Source organism: Rhodanobacter sp. G1, from assembly GCF_055397855.1.
This window is the reverse complement of record NZ_AP039674.1, coordinates 3,154,246-3,176,674: the sequence shown is the minus strand read 5'-3', so window position 1 is coordinate 3,176,674 and position 22,429 is coordinate 3,154,246. Positions and strand designations below refer to the sequence as shown.

Sequence of the window (22,429 nt, the reverse complement as noted above, 5' to 3'; positions counted from 1 at the left end):
TCAGCCATCCGGGGCAATCGCCCGTCATCCCGGCGAAGGCAGGAATCCAGTGTCTTTGCGTTCAATCACAATCAATGCTGCAGACACTGGATCCCGGCTTTCGCCCACTGCTGTCCGGAATAATCCGGGTATGGCATCGAAGGATGAAGGCCCGCGCCGCTTGTACGAAGCATTGCGAGAAGGCGACTTCATTTCCGATAACGACCATCGATCCAGATCGTCATCCCGGCGAAGGCCGGGATCCAGTAGCGACCATGCTCGTTCAAGCCGCACGGCAACTGGATTCCGGCCTACGCCGGAATGACGAGCAAAAGCGCGGCCACGAATGTTCAAAATTATTCCGGACAGCAGTGGGCTTTCGCCGGGATGACGAGCGGGATCAGGCCTTCGTCAGAACTGGTACTTCACCTGGAAGCTGTACTGGTGGCCTTCCAGCGTGCGGGCCAGCAGCACGCCGGTCGCATCGGTGGCGTTGCCCGCGATGCGCGAGTTCGACTCGGTCAGGCCCAGCGTGTCGGTGACGTTGGAGCCCAGCAGGGTGAACACCCAGCGCTTGTCGTAGGTGTACTGCGCGCCGATGTTGAAATCGGTGTAGCTGCCCAGCTGCTGCAGGGCGAGCTGATCCTGCGTGTGCGGGCCCACGTACTCCATCGTGGTCCACAGCAGCAGGTCGCCGTGCGGCATGGTGAAGTGCAGGGACGGCGTGACGCGCACCTGGAACTTCGGCTGGCGCTGCAGCTGCTTGCCCTCGTAGGTGCTGACGAACTCGCCGGTGGGGTTGTCGCTCGTCGGCAGGCCGTAGAACACCGCGTCGCCCTGGAAGTGCGAGTAGTGGCCGTCCATCCAGTCGCCGGAGGCGGTGATCGAGAACAGCTGGTCGGGCGTGGTGGCACGCACCTGGAAGTTGATGCCCTTGGTGTCCGAGCCGTAGGTGGAGTAGCCGCCCAGCGGCACGCCCAGGATCGACGGCTGGTAGCTCAGGCCGTTGAACTGGCGGTGGTAGAACGAGAGATCGGTGCTGAGCCAGTCGGCCGCGTACTTGTAGCCCACCTCGAAGTTCTGGATCTTCAGCAGCGGCGGCGTGTTGCCGGTGGCGTTGCCGCGCAGGTCGTCGAAGCCGTTGAAGTGCGCGCCCTTGTTGGCGCGGACATAGAGGGACATGTCGTCCTGCAGCTTGTAGGTGGCGCCCACCGTCCACGAGGTGTGGGTCTTGTCGTAGTTGGTGACCGAGTAGGTGCCGTTGCACATCGCCACGGCGTTGTCGTACAGCGTGTTGGGGTTGCCGTCGATGTCCACGTTGGAGAGGTTGCACACGGTGTTCTTGGCGTCCTCGTTCTCCACGCGCGCCGAGGCGTCGAAGATCCAGCGGTCGAGCTTCCACGTATCGGACAGGTAGAACGCCTTGTTGGTGGATTCGCCGTTCTCGGTGATGTTGTAGCCGCCGTTGTAGATCAGGCCCTGCCCGTTGGTGACGTAGTAGGTCTGGCCGCCCTGCACGTAGCTCACCGCGATCGGCGTGGCGTTCGGCGTGTTGGTCATCAGCATCGGGTTGCCGAGCGACCAGCGGTCGTTGTCGGTGTAGTGCGCCAGGTACAGGCCGGCGGTCAGCGTGTTGCCGTCGAACAGGTCTCTGCTGATGCGGAAGTCGTTGACCACGTTCTGCAGGTTCTTGTGGATGTGCCACAGGCCCTGGCTGATCACGTCGAGGTCGGGGTTGGTGACCGCGCCGCCGTTGGCGTAGTTGGCGCTGTACACGGCGCCGGCGGGGACCTTGCCGTCCGGATAGGTGCCGCCGGTGTTCTCCCAGCTGGCCAGCGTCTGCGGGTTGGCGCCGGAGAACAGCGCGTTGGTGTCCATGTTGCCGGCGTCCACCAGGAACTTGTCGCTCACCGTCCAGCCGTTGCCGAAGTCCCAGTCGAAGTTGACGCCGAAGAAGCCGAGCTGCGCGCCGCGGCCGTCGGCGAGGTTCACGCGGGTGCCGCCGCCGGGGTAGCTTTCCAGGTAGGCGTGCTGCATCGCCTTGCTGTAGTAGGTGCTGGTCAGCGGATCGAAGCCGGGGTAGTCGGAGAAGATGCCGGGGCGATCCTGGATCAGCGGCACCGGCGTGATGAACTGGTTCTTGTCGTCGAGGCCGCGCGCCCAGAACACCAGCGAGCCGTTGTCCCAGTCCTTGGTCAGCGTGGCGGTGAGCTGGCCGCCCTTGTCGCCGGCGTATTGCGGGTCGCGCACGCCGTCGGAGTCGCGATAGAAGCCGCCGATGCTGCCGTACCAGCCGTTCTTGCCGATCGGGAAGCCGTAGAAGCCGTCGATGCGGCGCAGGTTGCCGGTGCCGTAGGTGAGGCCGATGTCGCCGGACGGCGTGTCGGTGCCCTGCTTGAGGATGTAGTTGGAGGTGAGGCCGATCTGGCCGTCGCCGAACACCACCGACGGGCCGCCCTGCAGCAGTTCCACGTGGTCGACGGTGTCGTCCAGGCGGAACATCGAGCTCTGCTCGAAGAACGACAGCGAAGGCATGCCGTACAGCGGCGTGCCCATGATCTGGTTGGTGTAGAACGGCGCGTCGCCGCCGCCCGGGAAGCCGGCGATCTCGATGTTGGCCCCGGTTTCGCCGCCGCTGGACTCGGGCCACACGCCGGGCGAGAGCTTGAGCAGGTCGGCGGAGCTGCGCGGGTTGGCCTGCTGGATCTGCGCATCGGTGGCGGTGGTGATCGAGTAGCTGGCGTCGATCTTGCGCACGCCGGCGTTGCTGGCCGAGCCGGTGACGACGACCTGCTCCAGCGACTGCACGGACTTGCCGTTCTTCGTCTCGCTCTTGGCTTTCTGCGCGGCGGTGGCCGGCGCGCCGTTGGCGGCCTGGGCGTTGTCCTGCGCCAGCGCGGCGCCGGAGGCCAGGGCCGCGGCGATCGCCGCGGACAGGGTCAAGCTTGTAAGTATGCGTGCACTCATGTTCTGACTCCCCATCAGTTTGGATTTCAAGGTGATGCGGCGTCGGCGCGAAGCCGGGCCGATGGGCCGCTTGTCGTTTTGATCCGGTCGATGTCGAACGCGGCGATGTCCGGCAACAACACGTCGGCGTCGGCCAGGGCATCCGCCCGGCCGATGCCTATCGCCGCCATCCCCGCGGCATGGATGCTGGCGATGCCCGCCGCGGCGTCCTCCACGCCGAGGCAGTCCGCCGGCGCCAGGCCTAGGCCGGCGGCGGCGGCAAGGAAAATCTCCGGGTCGGGCTTGGAGCGCGCGACGCGGCTGGCGTCGACCACGTAGTCGAACAGGCCGGCGATGCCCAGCCGCTCGATGAGCCGGGGCGCGTTGCGGCTGGCCGAGGCCAGCGCGGTCTTCAGCCCGGCGGCGCGCACCGACTCCACCGCGGCGCGCGCGCCGGGCAGCAGGTGGCGCGGATCCAGCCGTTCGACGAATTCGACGTAGCGGGCGTTCTTGCGCGCGGCGAGCTCGGCCTTCTCCGCATCGCCGTAGCGGCGCGGCGCGCGTTCCAGCAGGATCTCCAGCGAGCCCATGCGATCCACGCCTTTCATGCGCTCGGCGATCGCCTCGTCGAACGGCGCGTCGATCTCGCCGGCCAGTTGCTCCCATGCGGCGCGATGCAGCACCGCGGTGTCGGCCAGCACGCCGTCGAGGTCGAAGATCACCGCCTTGGGTTCCGTCGGCGCGGCGGCCGGATGCGGCCGGTGCAGCGATTCGCCCCTGCGCAGGCGCAGCGGCTCGCCGCGGTGCAGGAAGTGCAGCGCCTCGCCTTCGAGCAGGGTGTAGCGCACGCCGGCGGCGTCCACTTCCACGCGCAACTGCGCGTCGCGCCAGCGCAGGCCGAAGCGGTAGCCGCGCCAGGCGCGCGGCAGCTGCGGCGCCAGTGCGGGCCGTCCGTCCTGCACGCGCAGGCCGCCGTAGCCCCAGGTCAGCGCCAGCCAGCTGCCGGCCATCGCCGCCATGTGCAGGCCGTGCGCGGCGTTGCCGTGCGAGTCGTCCAGATCCACGCGCAGCGTGTCGAGGAAGTAGCGGTACGCCTGCGCCTCGCGGCCCGTCTCGGCGGCGAGCACCGCAAAGGTGGAGGCGGACAGCGTGGAGTCGTGCAGGGTGACGCCTTCGTAGTAGTCGAAGTTGCGCCGCTTCGCCGCCGTGTCCACGCCGTCGCCGGCCAGCATCAGCGCGAGCAGGGTGTCGGCCTGCTTGCACACCTGGTGGCGGTAGATGGTCAGCGGGTGCCAGTGCAGCAGCAGCGGGCGCAGCGCGGGATCGCGCATCTGCTCCGGCGTGAGGCGCGGCTTGTCGAGGAAGCCGTCGTCCTGCGGGAAGATGCCCAGCGCGGCGTCCGCCGGCAGGTACATGGCGTCGGCGGCGCGGCGCCATTGCGCGGCTTCGTCCGCGCCCAGCCCGATGCGCTGCGCCAGCGCGGCGTGCGCGGCGGGGTGCATGGCGGCCAGCCACTCCACGGTGGCGGCGGCGTCGCGCAGGTGCCGCTGCGCCATGCGGTTGGTGTAGTGGTTGTTGTCGACCAGGGCGGAGTATTCGTCCGGCCCGGTCACTTCGTGGATGCAGAAGGCGCCGCCGCGGCGCGGGTTGTAGTGGCCGACCTGCAGCCAGATGCGCGCGGTCTCGCACAGCATCTCCGCGCCCATGTCGCGCAGGAAGGCCTCGTCGCCCGAGGCGTCCACGTACAGCCGGATCGCCCAGGCCACCGCGGCGTTGATGTGGTATTGCGCCGAGCCGCCGGGGAAGTAGGCCGAGCATTCGTCGCCGGCGATGGTGCGCCACGGATACAGCGCGCCACGCTCGTGGTTCAGCTCGCGGGCATGGGCGCGGGCGCGATCCAGCGTGGCGTGGCGCCAGGCCAGCATGTGCCGCGCCAGCTCCGGCGCCGACATCGCCAGGGCCGGCAACATGAAGGCCTCGGCATCCCAGAAGCAGTGGCCCTCGTAGCCCTCGCCGGTGAGCCCCTTGGCGGCGATGCTGCCGTGGTCGTCGCGGCTGCCGGACTGGAACAGCTGGAACAGATTGAAGCGCAGCGCCTGTTCCACTTCCGGCGCGCCGTCGACGGTGAGGTCGGTGGCGCGCCAGAGCGTTTCGAGCTGGCCTGCCTGGCCGGCACGCAGGGAGGGGAAGCCTGCGTGGCCGGCCGACGCCAGCGCGTCCTTCGCGCTGGACAGCAGGGTGGGATCGATGTCGGCGCCGGCGCCGGGCTGCGACCAGGCCCAGGCCGCGAACTTGTCCAGCGCCACTTCGCCGCCGGGCGCGAGCTGGCCGGCGAAGGTCTGCGCCACGCCGTGCGCCGTGCGCGCGGCGCCCTGGAAGGCCAGCGCGCCGTCGATGGGGTGGTGCGCCTGCGCGCAGGCCAGCCGGATGCCGCTGCGGGTGGTGTGCTGGGCTACCCAGGCGAGGTCGGCGTCGGCATGGGCGCCGTGCAGTCGCAGCCCGCCGACGAGGTGCGCGCCGATGCGCGGGTCGTCGCCCTGGGCCACGGCCGCGCGCGCGGTGTCGATGGCCGATTCCAGCGCGACGGGGCCGCGGTAGTCGATCGAGCGCACGCGGTAGCGGATCGCCAGCACGCCGGGGCGATCCAGCGGCACCAGCCGCTCGGCGACGATTTCCAGCGTGCCGCCGCCCGGCGCGCGCCAGCGCAGCGTGCGGCGGTAGCAGCCGTCGCGCAGGTCGAGCCGGCGCTCCAGCGCCAGCCACTCGCCATCGTCCAGCCGCACCGCCGCGTCGCCCAGGCGCAGCCGGATGCGGCTGGCGTCGGCCACCGGCACGCGCGTGTCGGTGTGGCGGGCGAAGCCGGTGAAGCGTTCGTGGTAGGCGATCGGCGAGCGCTCCCACACGCCGGCCAGGAAGCAGCCCTGGCTGGGGCTGTCGTCCTCCTCCAGTCCGCCGCGCACGCCCAGCGAGCCGTTGGCCAGGGCGAACAGGCTCTCGTCCTGGGCGAAGGCCGCGCGGCGGGTGCCGCGGCGGCGGATCAGCCAGGGCGTGCCTGCTTCGTCCGCATGCGGCTGGGCAGTCGTGGCGGCTTGCACGTGGGCGATCCCCTCTCGGTGGTGTGCGCCCGTGACGTCCGGGCGCCGGCAGCATACGAGCGAATGTTACCGATATCAAGATATCGGTAACATTCGGCCGGAGGAGGCGGATTGCGTGCGGCGTCCACCGTAATTTGCGGATTGCACGCGGTGCGGGCGACACTGGCGGGCGTGCGCCCCAACAAAGGATTGCCGCCGTGAGTTCCGCCCGGAAAAAGCCGCCCGCCGCCGCGACATCCGCCCCGACCATGGCGGATCTGGCGAAGCTGGCCGGCGTCTCCAAGATCACCGTGTCGCGGGCGCTGGGCGACAGCCCGCTGGTGACGGCGGAAACCCGCGAACGCATCCAGGCGCTGGCGCGCAAGCACGGCTACAAGCTCAACCTCAGCGCGCGCAACCTGCGGCTGCGGCGCAGCCACACGGTGGCGGTGATCGTGGAGATGAAGCCCTCGTCCGGGCGCACCATGTGGGATCCGTACCCGCTGTCGCTGCTGGGCGGCATCTCGCAGGAGCTGACCTCGGCCGGCTACAGCGTGCTGCTGACCACCCGCCACGATTCGGCGAACGCCGCGGTGCGCGCCGCCGACGGCCTGATCCTGCTGGGCCAGGGCGTGCACCAGGACGCGGTGAAGCTGTACGACCGGCTCGGCCTGCCGATGGTGGTGTGGGGCGCCGAGTCGGCGCAGGACAACCACGTCGTGGTGGGCAGCGACAACCGCCAGGGCGGGGCCGGCGTGGCCGAGCGTTTCCTGTCGATCGGGCGGCGCCACCCGGTGTTCATCGGCAACTCCGACCATCCGGAGATGGCGCAGCGCCTGCACGGCTTCGTCGACGAGCTGGCCGGGCACGGCATCAAGCCGCTGCTGCTGCGGCGGGTGGACTGGACGCTGGAGTCGGGCGTGGACGCGGTGCGCTCGCTGATGCGGCGCAAGGTGCGCTTCGACGCGATCTTCGCCTGCAGCGACCTGCTGGCGATGGGCGCGATCCGCGCGCTGGTGGAGCTGGGCCTGTCGGTGCCGAACGACGTCTCGGTGGTGGGCTACGACGACACCCCGCACGGTGCCGGTTTCCTGCCGCCGCTGTCCACCGTGCGGCAGAACTGGCAGGAGGGCGGCATGCTGCTGGCGCGCAAGGTGCTGGCGCTGATCGACGGCCAGCCGGTGGCCTCGCAGATGCTGCCGACCAGCCTGATCGTGCGCGCGACTTGAGTCGGGGGCCTTGGGGCCTGCTCACGACTTTTCATTGGCGGACTCGTCTTTGGATGGCGCTGCGCCGGAGTTCTGGGGCCACTCCCGCTGACACGACAGGCGATGCAGCTACGTCGCGTCGCGAGGACTCCCATGCTCGTCATTCCGGCGCAGGCCGGACAAGCGCGAAGCGCGCAGAACGCCCGCAGGGCGGCCCCGAAGGGGCGAGCGAAGCGAGTCATCCAGTGGTCGTGCGGCCTGAGCGAACATGGTCGCTACTGGATCCCGGCCTTCGCCGGGATGACAGTCTGGATAGGTGGTCGTTATCGGAAATGAAGTCGCCTTCTCGCAATGCTTCGTGCAAGCGGCGCGGGCCTTCATCCTTCGACACCGTCCCCGGATTATTCCGGACAGCAGTGGGCCTGCGCCGGAATGACGAGCCGAACTTTCGATGCTTCGCTGAGGCCTTGACCATCGTTCTTGCGCACGAAGCCATGGCGTCGCGACTTTGCGCTGCCTGCCGCATCCTGTCCTGTGCACCGACGGCTGCCCGCACAAGCCATGCGGAGATCGTGAAGCGGGCGCTCTCAGCCCGCGGCCGCCTCGCCCGCCATGCGGCCCATCTGCGCCGGCGTGAGCACCAGCCGGAAGCAGCTGCCGCCGCCGGCCACGCGCACGTATTCCAGCGAGGCCTGGTTCGCCTCGGCCATCTGCCGCGCCAGGTACAGGCCCAGGCCGGTGCCGTATTCGTGGGTGGTGTAGAACGGCTCGAAGATCTGCGCGGCCACCTTGGGCGCGATGCCGGGGCCGCGGTCGGTGACTTCGAGGATGGGTTCGCCGTGCTCGCCGTTGCGCACGATCACGATCACCCGCGCCGGCTCGCCCGGCAGGCGGCCGTAGCGCAGCGCGTTCTGCACCAGGTTCCACACCACCTGCTGCAGCTGCTGCGGGTCGGCTAGCGCGCCCACGGCGACCGGGCCGCCCACGACCACGCGCAGGGTGTCGTTGCCGATGTCGTTGCCCTGCTTGTATTCGTCCACGAAGCTTTGCGCCCAGCGACCCAGATCCAGCGTCTCCGGTCGCGAGCGTTCGCGGCGCGACAGCTGCAGGATGTTTTCGATGATCTCGTTGAGCCGCACGCAGTGGTTGTTGATGATCTCCACCATGCGTTGGTCGGAGGCGTCCATCTTCTCCGACTCGGCCAGCAGCTGCGCCGAATAGCGGATCGCCGCCAGCGGGTTGCGGATCTCGTGGGCGATGGAGGCGGACAGCCGGCCCAGCGAGCTGAGCGTGAGCTCCTCGGCGCGGCGCGACAGCAACGAAGTGTCGTCGAGGAAGATCAGCACCAGCGAGTCGTCGTTCGGCGCGAGGCGGGAGAAGCGCGGCACCACCTCGGGCACGCCGTCGGCGAGCTGGGTGGCGGTTTCGTCCAGCTTGCCCGAGGTCATCCAGTGGTACAGGCGGCGCGACAGCTCCGGTGCCAGCCGGCCCAGGTCGCGCTGCTCGGCGCTGGGGTTGCCCAGCAGCATCCAGGCCGACTCGTTGATCTGGTGGATGCGGTTGGCGTCGTCGACCAGCAGCACGCCGGTCTTCATGCGGCGGATGATCAGCTCGTTGACCTGCGAGAGGTTGGCCAGGTCGGTGCTGCGCTGCTCGGCCAGCGCCTCGCTGGCGCGCAGCTGGCGGCCCAGCACGTTGCACAGCGTGGTGATCGCGAAGTAGGCGAGACCGAACAGCGCCGCTTCCAACAGGCTGCGGTCGCCGTAGGCGCCGCTGGACTGGGCGAGCACGGCGTGGCCGAGCAGGCCCAGCGTGGCCAGCGCGGCGAAGAAGCTGGAGAAACGCAGTTCCAGGATCAGCGCGCCCACGCCCAGGTTCACCGCCAGCATCATCGCGATGCCGATGCGGGCGTAGTCGATGGCGCCGATCGCCAGCACCGCGGCGGCGATGTCCACCACCAGCCAGATCGACACGGCCGCCTTGGCGTAGGGCACGCAGCGCCCGGTCAGCGCCAGCGCCGCCACCGCGAACAGCAGGTAGGGCAGGGTGACCACCAGGGCGGGTTGCAGCGAAGCCGGCAACACGCCGCCGAGCTGCGCCGGCGCAAACGCCAGGCCGATGTAGACCAGCGCCTGCACCAGCCGGAACACGTTGAAGAACAGCATTTCGTGGCGGATCGCCGCCGGAATGGGGCGCGGGGCGTTGAGCTGCGGCAGGGCGGTGCTGGACACGGCGCTTGGCACTCCGGGGCGGTTGGGCGGGAGTATACGGATGCGCGGGAGGCGCGGCTCGCGCCCCGCCCCTTTCCATCGGGGGCCGCTTCCGCGAAAATGGGCGGCCGTGTCGCGCGGTTCCTGGCCTTCTGGGCAGGCGGCGACATCGACATGCCGGCAGCGTCCGCGCCGTCCGACCCCCGCAAGCCCGCGCCGCGTCCCTTCCGCGCGAGGCCGTGTTTCCCCGTTCGCTCGAGGCTATCGAATGAATTTCCACGAATACCAGGCCAAAGAACTGTTCGCGCAGTACGGCATCAACGTACCGCCGGGCAAGGTCGCCAATTCCCCAGACGCCGCCGTCGACGCCGCCAAGGCGCTGGGCGGTACCCAATGGATGGTCAAGGCGCAGATCCACGCCGGTGGCCGCGGCAAGGCCGGCGGCGTCAAGTTCTGCCGCAGCCTGGACGACGTGCGCGCCGCCGCCAAGGGCATGCTGGGCACCAAGATGGAGACCTACCAGTCCGCCGGCCGCGCGCTGCCGGTGAACCTGGTGCTGGTCACCGACGCCACCGACATCGCCAAGGAGCTGTACCTGTCGATCCTGGTGGACCGCGACTCCAAGTCGGTCTCCTTCATCGCCTCCAAGCACGGCGGCGTGGACATCGAGCAGGTGGCCAAGGACACCCCCGAGGACATCCACACCATCGTGGTGGACTTCGTGGAAGGCCTGCAGCCCTACCAGTGCCGCCAGCTCGGCTTCGCGATGGATCTCAACGCCAAGCAGGTCGGCCAGCTGACCAAGATCATGCTGGGCCTGTACAAGCTGTTCAACGAGAAAGACCTCTCGCTGGTCGAGCTGAACCCGCTCGCCATCCTCGCCGACGGCAACCTCGCCGCGCTGGACGGCAAGGTGAACTCCGACGACAACGCCGAGTTCCGCCACGCCGACCTGGCCGCGATGCGCGACCTCACCCAGGAAGACGCCGCCGAGGCGGCCGCGGTGCAGAACAACCTCAACTACGTGACGATGGACGGCACCATCGGCTGCATGGTCAACGGCGCGGGCCTGGCCATGGCCACCATGGACGTGATCAAGCTGGCGGGCGGCGAGCCGGCCAACTTCCTCGACGTGGGCGGCGGCGCCACCAAGGAGCGCGTCACCGAGGCGTTCAAGCTGATCACCTCGTCCGACAAGGTCAAGGCCATCCTGGTCAACATCTTCGGCGGCATCGTCCGCTGCGACATGATCGCCGAGGGCATCATCGCCGCGGTGAAGGAAGTGGGCCTGAAGATCCCGGTGGTGGTGCGCCTGCAGGGCACCAACGTGGAACAGGGCCGCGCGCTGCTGGCCAACTCCGGCCTGGCGATCACGCCTGCCGACGATCTCAACGACGCGGCGCAGAAAGCCGTGGCCGCCGCGAAGTGAGGAGCAACTAAGTCATGTCCGTTCTCATCAACAAAGACACCAAGGTGCTGGTGCAGGGCTTCACCGGCCAGCAGGGCACCTTCCACGCGCAGCAGGCGATCGACTACGGCACCAAGGTCGTCGGCGGCGTCACCCCGGGCAAGGGCGGCAGCGAGCACATCGGCCTGCCGGTGTTCAACTCGGTGTCCGAGGCCGTCGACCAGACCGGCGCCGACGCGTCGGTGATCTTCGTGCCGCCGCCGTTCGCGGCCGACTCCATCCTGGAAGCCGTCGACGCGGGCATCCGCGTGATCGTGGCGATCACCGAGGGCATCCCGGTGCTGGACATGCTGCGCGTGAAGAACGTGCTGGCGCAGCATCCGGAAACCGTGCTGATCGGGCCGAACTGCCCCGGCGTGATCACCCCGGGCGAATGCAAGATCGGCATCATGCCGGGCCACATCCACCAGCCGGGCAAGGTCGGCATCGTGTCGCGCTCGGGCACGCTGACCTATGAAGCCGTGTTCCAGACCACCAACGAGGGCCTGGGCCAGTCCACCTGCATCGGCATCGGCGGCGACCCGATCAACGGCCTCAGCTTCATCGACTGCCTGAAGCTGTTCCAGGACGACCCGCAGACCGAGGGCATCATCATGGTCGGCGAGATCGGCGGCAGCGCCGAGGAAGACGCCGCCGAGTTCATCGGCGAGTACGTCAAGAAGCCGGTGGTCTCGTTCATCGCCGGCGCATCGGCCCCGGCCGGCAAGCGCATGGGCCACGCCGGTGCGATCATCTCCGGCGGCAAGGGCACGGCGGCGGCGAAGTTCGCCGCGCTGGAGAAGGCCGGTGTCACCACGGTGAAGTCGCCCGCCGACCTCGGCAAGACACTCGCCCAGCTGATGAAGAAGTAAGCGTTGCCCCGGCAACGGTAGAATGCGAAGGCCGCGATTCGTCGCGGCCTTCGTCGTTTTTGAAAGGTATCCGGTTACCGTTCGCCCAGAGCGTAGGCGCGCAGCGCCGGAGTCGAAGGGCCGGTATCGCCAGCGCTTCGACTCCGCTTGCTGGCGCAAGCTACGCTCAGCGCGAACGGAGTTCCGTGATCGACTTCGGCGTCCGTGGGGCGCCGTTTCTGGAGCAAAGGATTCATGGCAAAGCTGCGTCTGGCGCTGGCCCAGCACGATTTTCCGGTCGGCGCCGTCGCCGCCAATGCCGCCAAGGTGCGCGGGCTGATGGGCGAGGCACGCGCCGGCGGCGCCGACTTGCTGGTCTGCCCCGAGCTGACCCTGAGCGGCTATCCGCCGGAGGATCTGCTGCTGCGCCCCAGCTTCCTCGCCGTCTGCCAGCAGGAGCTGGAATCGCTGGCGGCCGACACCAACGGTCTGGCCGCGCTGGTGGGCTTCCCGCACAGCGAGGGCGAGGTGTACAACGCCGCCGCGCTGTTGCGCGAGGGCCGCGTGGCGCAGATCGCGCACAAGCAGGCGCTGCCCAACTACGGCGTGTTCGACGACCAGCGCTATTTCCGTCCGGGCAGCGCCAGCACCATCGCGGTGATCGGCGGCGTGCGCGTGGGCCTCTTGATCTGCGAGGACGTGTGGCAGGCCGAGCCGGCCGCCGCGGCGGCGCGCGCCGGCGCCGAACTGATCGTGGTGGTCAACGCCTCGCCGTGGGACGCCGCCAAGGCGGCCGAGCGCGAGGCGGTGCTGGTGGCACGCGCGCAGGAAACCGGCTGCGCCATCGCCTACCTCAACCTGGTCGGCGGGCAGGACGAGGTGGTGTACGACGGCGGCTCGCTGCTGGTGAACGGCGACGGCTCCGTGGCGGCGCGCGCGCCGGCCTTCGTCGACGCGCTGCTGTGGGCCGAATTCGACCCGGCGGCGCGCACGCTGCAGGCCACGGACTGGCCGGTGGCCGCCGATGCCTCGGCCGAGGCCACGCTGTACGCCGCGCTGGTGCGCGGCATCCGCGACTACATCGACAAGAACGGCTTCCCCGGCGTGCTGCTGGGTCTGTCCGGCGGCATCGACTCGGCACTGACCCTGGCGCTGGCGGTGGACGCACTGGGCGCCGACCGCGTCACCGCGGTGATGATGCCCACGCGCTACACCTCGCAACTGTCGCTGGACGGCGCACGCGCGCAGGCCGAGCGGCTGGGCGTGGACTATCACGTGATCGACATCGAGCCGATGACCGATGCCTTCCTCGCCGCGCTCGCGCCCGCCTTCGCCGGCAAGGGCGCCGACACCACCGAGGAAAACCTGCAGTCGCGCACGCGCGGCGTGACCCTGATGGCGCTGTCCAACAAGCACGGCAAACTGCTGCTGGCCACCGGCAACAAGAGCGAGATGGCGGTGGGCTACTGCACGCTGTACGGCGACATGTGCGGCGCCTACGCGCCGCTGAAGGACGTCTACAAGACCGCGGTGTACCGCCTCGCGCGCTGGCGCAATGCGCAGGCCGGCGGCGAGGAGGCGATCCCGGTGGCGGTGATCGACCGCCCGCCTTCGGCTGAGTTGCGCGACAACCAGACCGACCAGGACTCGTTGCCGCCCTACGAGGTGCTGGACGCGATCCTGGAGCGCTTCATCGAGGGCGAGCAGTCGCAGGCCGAGATCGTCGCCGCCGGCTTCGCCGCCGAGGTGGTGCACCGCGTGGTGCGGCTGGTGCTGGTCAACGAATTCAAGCGCCGCCAGTCGGCGCCGGGGCCGCGCGTCACCACCCGCGCGTTCGGCCGCGAGCGGCGCTATCCCATTACATCCGGCTGGCGGTAAATCGTCGGTGCGGAAGGCCGCGGGTGCCGTCGCAGTGGCGGATCCGCCCGGCACGTTCGCTCCCTCTCACCGCCGGGGAGAGGATTGGGGTGAGGGGCGGGGCTTGCCCAAGTCGACAAAAAAACCGGCGATCGCTCGCCGGTTTCCTGTGTGCTCTTGAACTGCCGGTTCAGTGGTGCCGCATGAACGGCACGGCCCTGCGCCACGTCGCCACGTCGTGCGGCCACTTCGCGTCCTTCAGGTAAGGATGGTCAGGGTAGTTCAGCGCCAGCACCTGGCGGGTCTGGTCGGCCAGCTTGTCCTGCTTCAGCGCGAGGTAGCAGCGGGTGAGGATGGCCAGCGCGTCGCCGGCCTGCGGCGCCTGCTGGTAGTGCTCGATCACGTACTGCGCGCGGTCGGCGGCGCCGATGTAGACGTGGTTGAACAGGTAGAACTCGGCCACGTTGATCTCGTACTGCGCCAGCACGTTGCGCAGGTAGATCATGCGCTGGCGCGCGTCAGCCGCGTAGGCGCTGTTCGGGAAGCGGCGCGACAGCTCGGCGAAGTCGTCGAAGGACTGCAGGTTGTAGGCCTGGTCGCGGCGGGACTGCGCTTCCTTGTCGCGCGAGATCTTGTCCATGAAGCCGGTGGTGCGATCGAAATTGATCAGGCCGCGCAGGTAATAGGCATAATCCACATGCTTGCTGGCCGGGTCGGTCTTGATGAAGCGGTTGATCGTGGAGTACGCGTCGTCCCACTGGGCGTCCTTGTACTGCGCGTAGGCCATTTCCAGCTGGGCCTGCTCGTTGTAGTCGCCGGACGGGAAGCGCGCGATCAGGCGCTGGTAGGCCTTGATGGCCGCGGCGTAGTCGGCGTTCTCCAGCGAGGTGTGTGCCTTGTTGTACAGCGCGCCCAGCGGCATGGTGTCGATGTTGTCGCGCTTGTGGCGGAACATGGAGCAGGCGCTCATCGCCAGCACCAGGCCAAGCACGGCGAGCGTCCTGAGGCAGAACCGGGTGATCGTCGGCAGCTTGGGCGAGTCGAAAATTGAACGCATGGAAAAGAATCGCATGTTGGATCGAAAAGGCATGATAGCCGAAACCGCCGCCGCCCCGCGGCCCTCTGCCCGGCGGGCGGGAGGACGCGCATGACGGCGATACGGCACGAGGCCCGGGTGCCGCTGGCGGCGGCCGGACGCAGGTTCGACCAGGCCCTGGCCGAGTTGTTCCCCGACTATTCGCGCTCGCGGCTCGCCGGCTGGATCAAGTCCGGCGCGGCCACGCTGGACGGCGCCGTCGCGCCGCCCCGCCAGCTGCTGCGCGGCGGCGAGCTGGTGCGGCTGGAGGCCGAGCTGGAAACCGAGGTGGAAAGCGCGCCGGAGGACATCGCGCTCGCCGTCGTGCACGAGGACGAGCACTTGCTGGTGCTGGACAAGCCGGCCGGGCTGGTGGTGCATCCCGGCGCGGGCAACCCTTCCGGCACCCTGCTCAACGCCCTGCTGCACCACGACCCCAAGCTGGCCGAACTGCCGCGCGCCGGCATCGTGCACCGGCTGGACAAGGACACCAGCGGCCTGATGGTGGTCGCCAAGACCCTGCCCACGATGACCGCGCTGGTGGAGAAGCTGTCCAATCACGACGTGCAGCGCCAGTACGAGGCCGTGGTGCTGGGCAGCATGGTGGCCGGCGGCACGGTGGACGCGCCGATCGGCCGCAGCATGGGCGACCGCCTGCGCCAGGCCGTACGCGACGACGAAACCGGCAAGCACGCCGTCACCCATTACCGCCTGCGTGAGCGCTTCCGCGCGCACAGCCTGCTCCAGTGCAACCTGGAAACCGGCCGCACCCACCAGATCCGCGTGCACCTCACCCACATCGGCCATCCGCTGGTGGGCGACCCGCTCTACGGCGGCGGCCTCAAGTTGCCGAAGCGCGCCGCGCCGGAACTGGTTGCCGCGCTGCGCGGCTTCCGCCGGCAGGCGCTGCACGCCGAGAAGCTCGCATTCGAGCACCCGGCGACAGGCGAACAGCTTTCCTTCGATGCGCCGCGCCCCGACGACATGGCCGCGCTGATTGCCGCCCTGCGCGACGACCTCGCGGCCCACGGCCATGACGATGACTGATGCCTGGCTATTCCCCGACTGGCCCGCACCCGCGCGCGTGCACGCGGCGGTGAGCCTGCGCGAAGGGCCGGGCGTGTCGCAGCCGCCGTTCGGGCGTTTCAACCTCGGCCTGCGCAGCGGCGAATCCGCCGACGTGGTGGCGAGCAACCGCGACGTGCTGCGGCAGGCACTCAACCTGCCCAGCACGCCGCGCTGGCTGCACCAGGTGCACGGCAGCACCGTGGCTGAACTTGGCCCGCTGCCCGGCGAACACGAGCCGCAGGCCGACGCCGCCGTCTCGCGCATCCCCGGCACCGTGCTCGCCATCCTCACTGCGGACTGCCTGCCGGTGCTGTTCGCATCCGACGACGGCAACGCCATCGGCGCCGCGCACGCGGGCTGGCGCGGCCTCGCCGCCGGCGTGCTCGGGGCCACCATCGAGCAGATGCAGGTGGCGCCTTCGCGGCTGCTGGCGTGGCTGGGGCCGTGCATCGGCGGGCCTTCCTACGAAGTGGGCGAGGAAGTGCGTGCCGCCTTCGTGGATCGTTCGTCCGGCGCCGCGTCCTGCTTCACGCCCACGCGCCCCGGCCACTGGCATTGCGACCTCGCCGCGCTGGCGCGGCAACGGCTGGCCGCCATCGGCCTTTCGCACGTGCATGGCGGCGGCTTCGACACGTTCGGCGACGCACGCTTCTACTCGTATCGCCGCGAAGGCGCGCGCAGCGGGCGCTTCGCCAGCCTGGTCTGGCTGGCACACGGCTGATCCCGCGGTGGGCGCGGATACCATCCGCCAGCTGAAACCTTGACGTTTTCCCCGCATCCGGCCTGCTTGAATCGCAGGCGGCCACCCGCATCTCAGCGGGCAGTGGCGGCCAGTCCGCCAAACCTTTCGTGGGGATCGACCGATGCGGATGGACAAACTCACCTCGCGTTTCCAGCAGTCGCTGGCCGACGCGCAGTCGCTGGCCGTGGGCCGCGACAACAACATGCTGGAACCCGTGCACGTGATGGCGGCCTTGCTGGCCCAGCAGGGCGGCTCGACCGCGCCGCTGCTCACGCAGGCGGGCGTCAACGTGCCAGCGTTGCGGCAGCGCGTGAACGAGCTGCTCGACCGCCTGCCCAGGGTCAGCGGGCAGGAGGGCAACATCAACGTGGGCAACGACCTGTCGCGCCTGCTCAATCTCACCGACAAGCTGGCGCAGCAGCGCGGCGACCAGTTCATCGCCAGCGAGCTGTTCGTGCTCGCAGCGCTGGAGGACAAGGGCGAACTGGGCTCGGCGCTGAAAGCGGCCGGCGCCACCAAGGCGAAGCTGGAGGCCGCCATCGAACAGGTGCGCGGGGGCGAGAAAGTGCAGAGCGAGAACGCGGAAGACCAGCGCCAGGCGCTGCAGAAGTACTGCATCGACCTCACCGAGCGCGCCGAGTCGGGCAAGCTCGACCCGGTGATCGGCCGCGACGAGGAGATCCGCCGCACCATCCAGGTGCTGCAGCGGCGCACCAAGAACAACCCCGTGCTGATCGGCGAGCCGGGCGTGGGCAAGACCGCCATCGTGGAAGGCCTGGCCCAGCGCATCGTGAAGGGCGAGGTGCCGGAAGGCCTGCGCGACCGCCGCGTGCTGGCGCTGGACATGGGAGCGCTGATCGCCGGCGCCAAGTTCCGTGGCGAGTTCGAGGAGCGCCTCAAGGCGGTGCTCAACGATCTGGCCAAGAACGAGGGCCAGATCATCCTGTTCATCGACGAGCTGCACACCATGGTCGGCGCCGGCAAGGGCGAGGGCGCGATGGACGCGGGCAACATGCTCAAGCCCGCGCTGGCCCGCGGCGAACTGCACTGCATCGGCGCCACCACGCTGGACGAATACCGCCAGTACATCGAGAAGGACGCCGCGCTGGAGCGCCGCTTCCAGAAGGTGTACGTGGGCGAGCCCTCGGTGGAGGACACCATCGCCATCCTGCGCGGCCTGAAGGAGCGCTACGCGGTGCACCATGGCGTGGAGATCACCGACCCGGCCATCGTCGCGGCGGCCACGCTCAGCAACCGCTACATCCCGGATCGCCAGCTGCCCGACAAGGCCATCGACCTGATGGACGAGGCGGCCTCGCGCATCCGCATGGAGATCGACTCCAAGCCGGAGGAGCTGGATCGCCTCGAACGACGGCTGATCCAGCTGAAGATCCAGCGCGAGATGCTGAAGAAGGAGAAGGACAGCGAGTCGAAGCAGCGCCTCGCCGACCTCGAAGCGGACATCAAGAAGCAGGAACGCGAGTTCTCCGACCTCGACGAGGTGTGGAAGTCGGAGAAGGCCGCGCTGCAGGGCACCACCAAGGTGAAGGAGCAGATCGAGCAGGCGCGGCTGGAGCTGGAAGCGGCGCAGCGCCGGCAGGACTACGCCAAGATGAGCGAGATCCAGTACGGCAGGCTACCGGAGCTGGAGAAGCAGCTCGCCGCCGCGCAGGCCGCCGAGCAGAAGGGCGAGTTCAAGCTGGTGCAGGACAAGGTCACCGCCGAGGAAATCGCTGAGGTGGTGGCGCGCTGGACCGGCATCCCGGTGTCGAAGATGCTGGAAGGCGAGCGCGAGAAGCTGCTGCACATGGAGGACGAGCTGCACAAGCGCGTGGTGGGCCAGGACGAGGCCGTGCGCGCCGTGTCCGACGCGGTGCGCCGCGCGCGGGCGGGCCTGTCCGACCCCAACCGGCCCAGCGGCTCCTTCCTGTTCCTCGGCCCCACCGGCGTGGGCAAGACCGAGCTGTGCAAGGCGCTGGCCGAGTTCCTGTTCGACACCCAGGACGCGATGGTGCGCATCGACATGAGCGAGTTCATGGAGAAGCACGCGGTGAGCCGCCTGATCGGCGCGCCGCCCGGCTACGTGGGCTACGAGGAGGGCGGCTACCTCACCGAGGCGGTGCGCCGCCGGCCGTACAGCGTGATCCTGCTGGACGAGGTGGAGAAGGCGCATCCGGACGTGTTCAACATCCTGCTGCAGGTGCTGGACGACGGCCGCCTCACCGACGGCCAGGGCCGCACGGTGGACTTCCGCAACACCGTGATCGTGATGACCTCCAACCTGGGCTCGCAGCTGATCCAGGAGCAGGCCGGCGACAGCGAGGCCGACTACGTGCAGATGAAGGCCGCGGTGCTCGGCGTGGTGCAGGCGCACTTCCGTCCCGAGTTCATCAACCGCCTCGACGAGCTGGTGGTGTTCCGCCCGCTGGAGAAGAAGCAGATCCGCCGCATTGCGCTGATCCAGCTCACCGCACTGGAGAAGCGCCTCGCCGAGCGCCAGCTCAAGCTGGAGATCAGCGAGAAGGCGCTGGATCTGCTCGGCAACGTGGGCTTCGACCCGGTGTACGGCGCACGGCCGCTGAAGCGCGCGATCCAGCAGCAGCTGGAGAACCCGCTGGCCAGGGAGATCCTCGAAGGCCGCTACGCGCCGGGCAGCACCATCGCGGTGGATGCGGCCGGCGGGCACCTGGCGTTCCAGTCGGCTTGAGCGGGCGGAAACGAAGAACCCCGGCAATTGCCGGGGTTCTTCGTTGTGTTTCCTGCGTGCAGCGGCGTTACCAGCTGTAGCGCACCTTGCCGTACACATAGGCGCCGTTGTAGCCGAACGGCGAGAACGTGGAGTAGGGCAGGGTGCCGTTGTTGGTGTTGCTGGCGATGTTCTTGTCCGGGTAGGTGTCGGTGGCGTCGTCCACGCCCAGGGTGAACGTCCAGTCCTGCCAGCGGTAGCTGCCGGACAGATCCAGCACCCATTTCGGGGTGAAGGTCTGATCGATGACCAGGTGGCCGTACTGGTCGTAGGTGCCATAACTGGCCTGGTTGCTTACGTAGTTGGTATAGCGGCCGTAGCGGGTCAAGGTGCCGTTGAAGCTCCATCCGCCGATGTCGTATTGCTCGCCGAGGATCAGCTTGCTGCGCGGCGAGGAGTTTGCGAGATAGCCCTTGATGTCCTGGCGGCTGAGGCGCGTGAGGTTGATTCCGAGGTTGTCGAGCACGGCCGGGTTGGGCTTGATGCTGGTCACTATGTTCTGGTTGTAGTTGGCGCTGAGCGTGGTGGTGAGCTTGCCGGTGTCGCCGAGATCCTTTGCCCAGGTGCCCACGAAGTCCACGCCGCGGGTGCGCGTGTCGCCTGCATTGGTGAAGTAGTTGATGCTGGTGTAATCGAGGTTGGTGATGCCGTTGGCCGCAAGGTAGTTGACGACGGTGGGCGAGGTGATGCCGAGGCTGGTGGACAATGCGATGCGGTTGTCGATGTAGATCTGGTACACGTCCAGGCTCAGGTTCAGCGTGTCGGTGGGGCTCCACACTGCGCCGAGGGTGTAGTTGCGCGACTTCTCCGGCTTCAGTTGCTCGGCGCCGAGCAGTGCGCCGATCCGGCTGTTCGCGGGTACCAGGCCACTGTTGTAGATGCCGGCAGGCAGGCAAGGTTGTGTTGGGCCGTTCGGGCACAATGTCTTGGAACCGGCGGCGTAATAGAACGACGATATTTGCGAGAAGTACTCTTGCGCCAGCGAGGGCGCGCGGAAGCCGGTGCCCACGGTGCCGCGCAGGGCGAAGCTGTCGGTGAAGTCGTAGCGCAGCGACAGCGAGCCCGAGGTGGTGTTGCCGAAGTCGGAGTAGTTCTCGTGGCGTACCGCCAGCGAGGTGCCGAGCTTGTCGGTGAGGTTGGTCTCGAAGTCGAGGTATTCGGCCACGTCGTGGCGCGCGGCGCTCACCGTGTTGGCGGGCTGCCAGCCGGCGAAGCCCTGCGCGCCGCCAGGTTGCCCCGACGTGCCCACGTACCAGGAGGCCAGGTCGCCCGGGGCGATCTGGTAGCTCTGGCGCAGGTATTCGGTGCCGAAGGCCACGGTCAGCGGATTCGGCAGCCAGCTCGGACGGAGATCCTTGGCGATGTCGATGTCGAACGACTGCTGGTTGGCCTTGAGGATGCCGTCGTGGAACGTCGTGGGCGAGTTGCCGAAGTCGTTGTAGTAGGCGAAGTTCATGCTGTTGAACGTCGCGTAGGAGACGCGGTTGCCGCCGGCGTTGGCTGAGACGTCCCAGCGCCAGCCGTCCACCGTGCCGCGCAGGCCGGCTACCAGCGACTGGTCGGAGGAGACGGCGTTCTCCAGCGGCAGGAAGCCGTCGGGGTAGTACTCGGCCATCAGCGGGCTCTTCGGCGAAGGCGAGTTCAGGCCGTAGCGGAAGAACGCCGGCGAGACGCTGTTGCGGCGGCCGTAGTGGCCGAAGGCGTAGAACTGCACGTCCGGCGTGAGGTCGTACTGCATGTTGAGCAGCACGTTGTTGCTGTGCACCCAGGGGTCGCCCTGGCGGAAGTTCACGCCCAGCGCCTGCCAGGCCGGCGAGCGGTTGTCCGGGCCAGCGCGGTTGGTGTTGTCCTCGTTGCCACTTTCCAGCGTGAAGCGCATCCAGCCCTTGTCGCCGTTGAGCGGGACGCCGAAGTTGGCCGAGCCCAGCCACTGCCGGCCGTCGCCAGCGGAGTACTGGCCGCCGCTCACTTCCACGTCGCCGCCCTTGGCGCCTTTCTTCAGGATGACGTTGATCACGCCGGCGATGGCGTCGGAGCCGTACTGCGCCGAGGCGCCGTCGCGCAGTACCTCGATGTGGTCGATGGCCGAGACCGGGATGGTGTTGAGATCCACCGGCTGCGAGCCGCGGCCGATCACGCCGTTGTTGAGCAGGATCGCGCCGGGGTGCCAGCGCTTGCCGTTCACCAGCACCAGCACCTGGTCGGGCGACAGGCCGCGAAGCTGCGCAGGGCGCTGGGTGTCGGCGGTGTCGGCGGCGGCAGGGCGCGGGAAGTTCAGCGAGGGGATGATGCGCGCCAGCGCGGTGGGCAGGTCGTTGGTGCCGGTCTGCTGCAGCACCTGGGCGGAAACCACGTCGATCGGTGTCAGCGCGCTGCTTTCGGTGCGATCCGCCGAGCGGGTGCCGGTGACGATCACGGTCTGCAGTTTCTTGGCGTTGGCGGACGTGGAGCCGCTGCTGGTGTTGTCCTGTGCGGCGGCAGGCGCGCCGGCGAGCGCCAGCAGCACGGCGGCGGCGAGCGCGGTGGGAAGCAGGGTGCGGTTCGGCTTGTTCATCGGTGTCTCCCCGGTAGTGGATTGATGCGTTGCACCAATTGCAGGCTAGGGCCGCATGCTCTTTCCGTCAACCGCCGTATAGACGTCCATATGCAATGGCAGGGGCGCTTGGTGGCATGTCGTGATATGCCCCAGTCTTCAGCCTGCGCCGACTCATGCGGCTTTTCAATGCGCCATGCGACGCATTGAAAAGCCGGGGCGCGGCCCGAATAATGGGCTGTTGCCGCTTCGCCGCCCCGGTTCGGGCGTCGCGATCCGGCCGCCACGGAGTAGCCATGCCCATCTACGAATTCGAATGCAGCCAGTGCGGCCACCGTTTCGACCGCCTGCAGAAGCTGTCCGACGCCGATCCCACCGATTGCCCCCAGTGCGGCGCGCCCAAGGTGCAGCGGCGCGTGAGCGCGCCCTCGTTCCGCCTCGCCGGTGGCGGCTGGTACGAGACGGACTTCAAGAAGGACGGCGACAAGAAGCGCAACCTGGCCGGCGATGGCGCCGCGTCGCCTGCTGCCGCTTCGGCTCCGGCTCCGGCTCCGGCTCCGGCGCCCGCACCGGCAGCCAGCCCTTCGTCCAGCGACTGAGCAAGCCTGATCCACGCCGGCGGCTGGCGGCGGGATGCTAGAATTCCGGGTCTTTCTTCCCGTTCCCCAAGGGCTGCGGCCCGGAGTTCCAAGC

At 68.7% G+C, this 22,429-nt stretch carries 13 protein-coding genes; 8 read left to right on the top strand and 5 right to left on the bottom strand.

The window, feature by feature from the left end; all coding sequences use genetic code 11:
- Positions 1–390: 390 nt before the first annotated feature.
- Entirely contained in the window at positions 391–2,946 is a 2,556-nt protein-coding gene (locus ACZ5Z2_RS14075) for a TonB-dependent receptor (RefSeq protein WP_464759225.1), read from the bottom strand.
- Between the two features lie 26 nt (positions 2,947–2,972).
- Positions 2,973–6,020, bottom strand: a complete 3,048-nt coding sequence (pgmB, locus tag ACZ5Z2_RS14070) for a beta-phosphoglucomutase (protein ID WP_464759224.1) — start codon at positions 6,018–6,020, stop codon at positions 2,973–2,975.
- Between the two features lie 248 nt (positions 6,021–6,268).
- Between pgmB and ACZ5Z2_RS14065 the strand changes: the two genes are divergently transcribed.
- Complete coding sequence (locus ACZ5Z2_RS14065) at positions 6,269–7,228, top strand: LacI family DNA-binding transcriptional regulator (protein ID WP_464761714.1); 960 nt, start codon at positions 6,269–6,271, stop codon at positions 7,226–7,228.
- A 566-nt stretch (positions 7,229–7,794) separates the two neighbouring features.
- Here the strand turns inward: ACZ5Z2_RS14065 and ACZ5Z2_RS14060 are convergent.
- A complete protein-coding gene (locus ACZ5Z2_RS14060; RefSeq protein ID WP_464759223.1) occupies positions 7,795–9,438 on the bottom strand; it encodes a sensor histidine kinase in 1,644 nt (547 codons plus the stop codon).
- Between the two features lie 247 nt (positions 9,439–9,685).
- Here ACZ5Z2_RS14060 and sucC point away from each other — a divergent pair, with 247 nt between their 5' ends.
- From sucC to ACZ5Z2_RS14045, 3 genes are all read left to right on the top strand, one after another.
- The gene (gene sucC / locus ACZ5Z2_RS14055) at positions 9,686–10,846 is read left to right on the top strand and encodes an ADP-forming succinate--CoA ligase subunit beta (RefSeq protein WP_464759222.1); all 1,161 of its coding nucleotides are present in this window, start codon (positions 9,686–9,688) and stop codon (positions 10,844–10,846) included.
- 14 nt (positions 10,847–10,860) lie between these two features.
- Positions 10,861–11,736 carry a succinate--CoA ligase subunit alpha gene (gene sucD, locus ACZ5Z2_RS14050; protein WP_464759221.1) on the top strand — a complete coding sequence of 292 codons (876 nt, stop codon included), beginning with the start codon at positions 10,861–10,863 and terminating at the stop codon, positions 11,734–11,736.
- Between the two features lie 234 nt (positions 11,737–11,970).
- On the top strand, positions 11,971–13,593 hold the full coding sequence (locus ACZ5Z2_RS14045; protein ID WP_464759220.1) for an NAD+ synthase: 1,623 nt from the start codon (positions 11,971–11,973) through the stop codon (positions 13,591–13,593).
- Between the two features lie 169 nt (positions 13,594–13,762).
- On the opposite strand, the gene ACZ5Z2_RS14040 is transcribed toward ACZ5Z2_RS14045, so the two are convergent.
- Positions 13,763–14,629: an outer membrane protein assembly factor BamD gene (locus ACZ5Z2_RS14040; RefSeq protein ID WP_464759219.1), complete on the bottom strand. Its 867-nt coding sequence runs from the start codon at positions 14,627–14,629 to the stop codon at positions 13,763–13,765.
- A gap of 90 nt (positions 14,630–14,719) precedes the next feature.
- On the opposite strand from ACZ5Z2_RS14040, the gene rluD reads away from it, so the two are divergent.
- The 3 genes from rluD (at position 14,720) to clpB (ending at position 19,164) form a co-directional block, all read left to right on the top strand.
- Positions 14,720–15,694 carry a 23S rRNA pseudouridine(1911/1915/1917) synthase RluD gene (gene rluD / locus ACZ5Z2_RS14035; protein WP_464759218.1) on the top strand — a complete coding sequence of 325 codons (975 nt, stop codon included), beginning with the start codon at positions 14,720–14,722 and terminating at the stop codon, positions 15,692–15,694.
- Complete coding sequence (gene pgeF / locus ACZ5Z2_RS14030; RefSeq protein ID WP_464761713.1) at positions 15,687–16,436, top strand: peptidoglycan editing factor PgeF; 750 nt, start codon at positions 15,687–15,689, stop codon at positions 16,434–16,436. Before rluD ends, pgeF begins: the two co-directional genes overlap by 8 nt.
- 142 nt (positions 16,437–16,578) lie before the next feature.
- On the top strand, positions 16,579–19,164 hold the full coding sequence (gene clpB / locus ACZ5Z2_RS14025) for an ATP-dependent chaperone ClpB (protein ID WP_464759217.1): 2,586 nt from the start codon (positions 16,579–16,581) through the stop codon (positions 19,162–19,164).
- 67 nt (positions 19,165–19,231) lie between these two features.
- On the opposite strand, the gene ACZ5Z2_RS14020 is transcribed toward clpB, so the two are convergent.
- On the bottom strand, positions 19,232–21,757 hold the full coding sequence (locus tag ACZ5Z2_RS14020; protein ID WP_464759216.1) for a TonB-dependent receptor plug domain-containing protein: 2,526 nt from the start codon (positions 21,755–21,757) through the stop codon (positions 19,232–19,234).
- A 275-nt stretch (positions 21,758–22,032) separates the two neighbouring features.
- Between ACZ5Z2_RS14020 and ACZ5Z2_RS14015 the strand changes: the two genes are divergently transcribed.
- Positions 22,033–22,335, top strand: coding sequence for an FmdB family zinc ribbon protein (locus ACZ5Z2_RS14015; RefSeq protein ID WP_464759215.1), 303 nt, complete (start codon positions 22,033–22,035; stop codon positions 22,333–22,335).
- Positions 22,336–22,429: the final 94 nt, after the last annotated feature.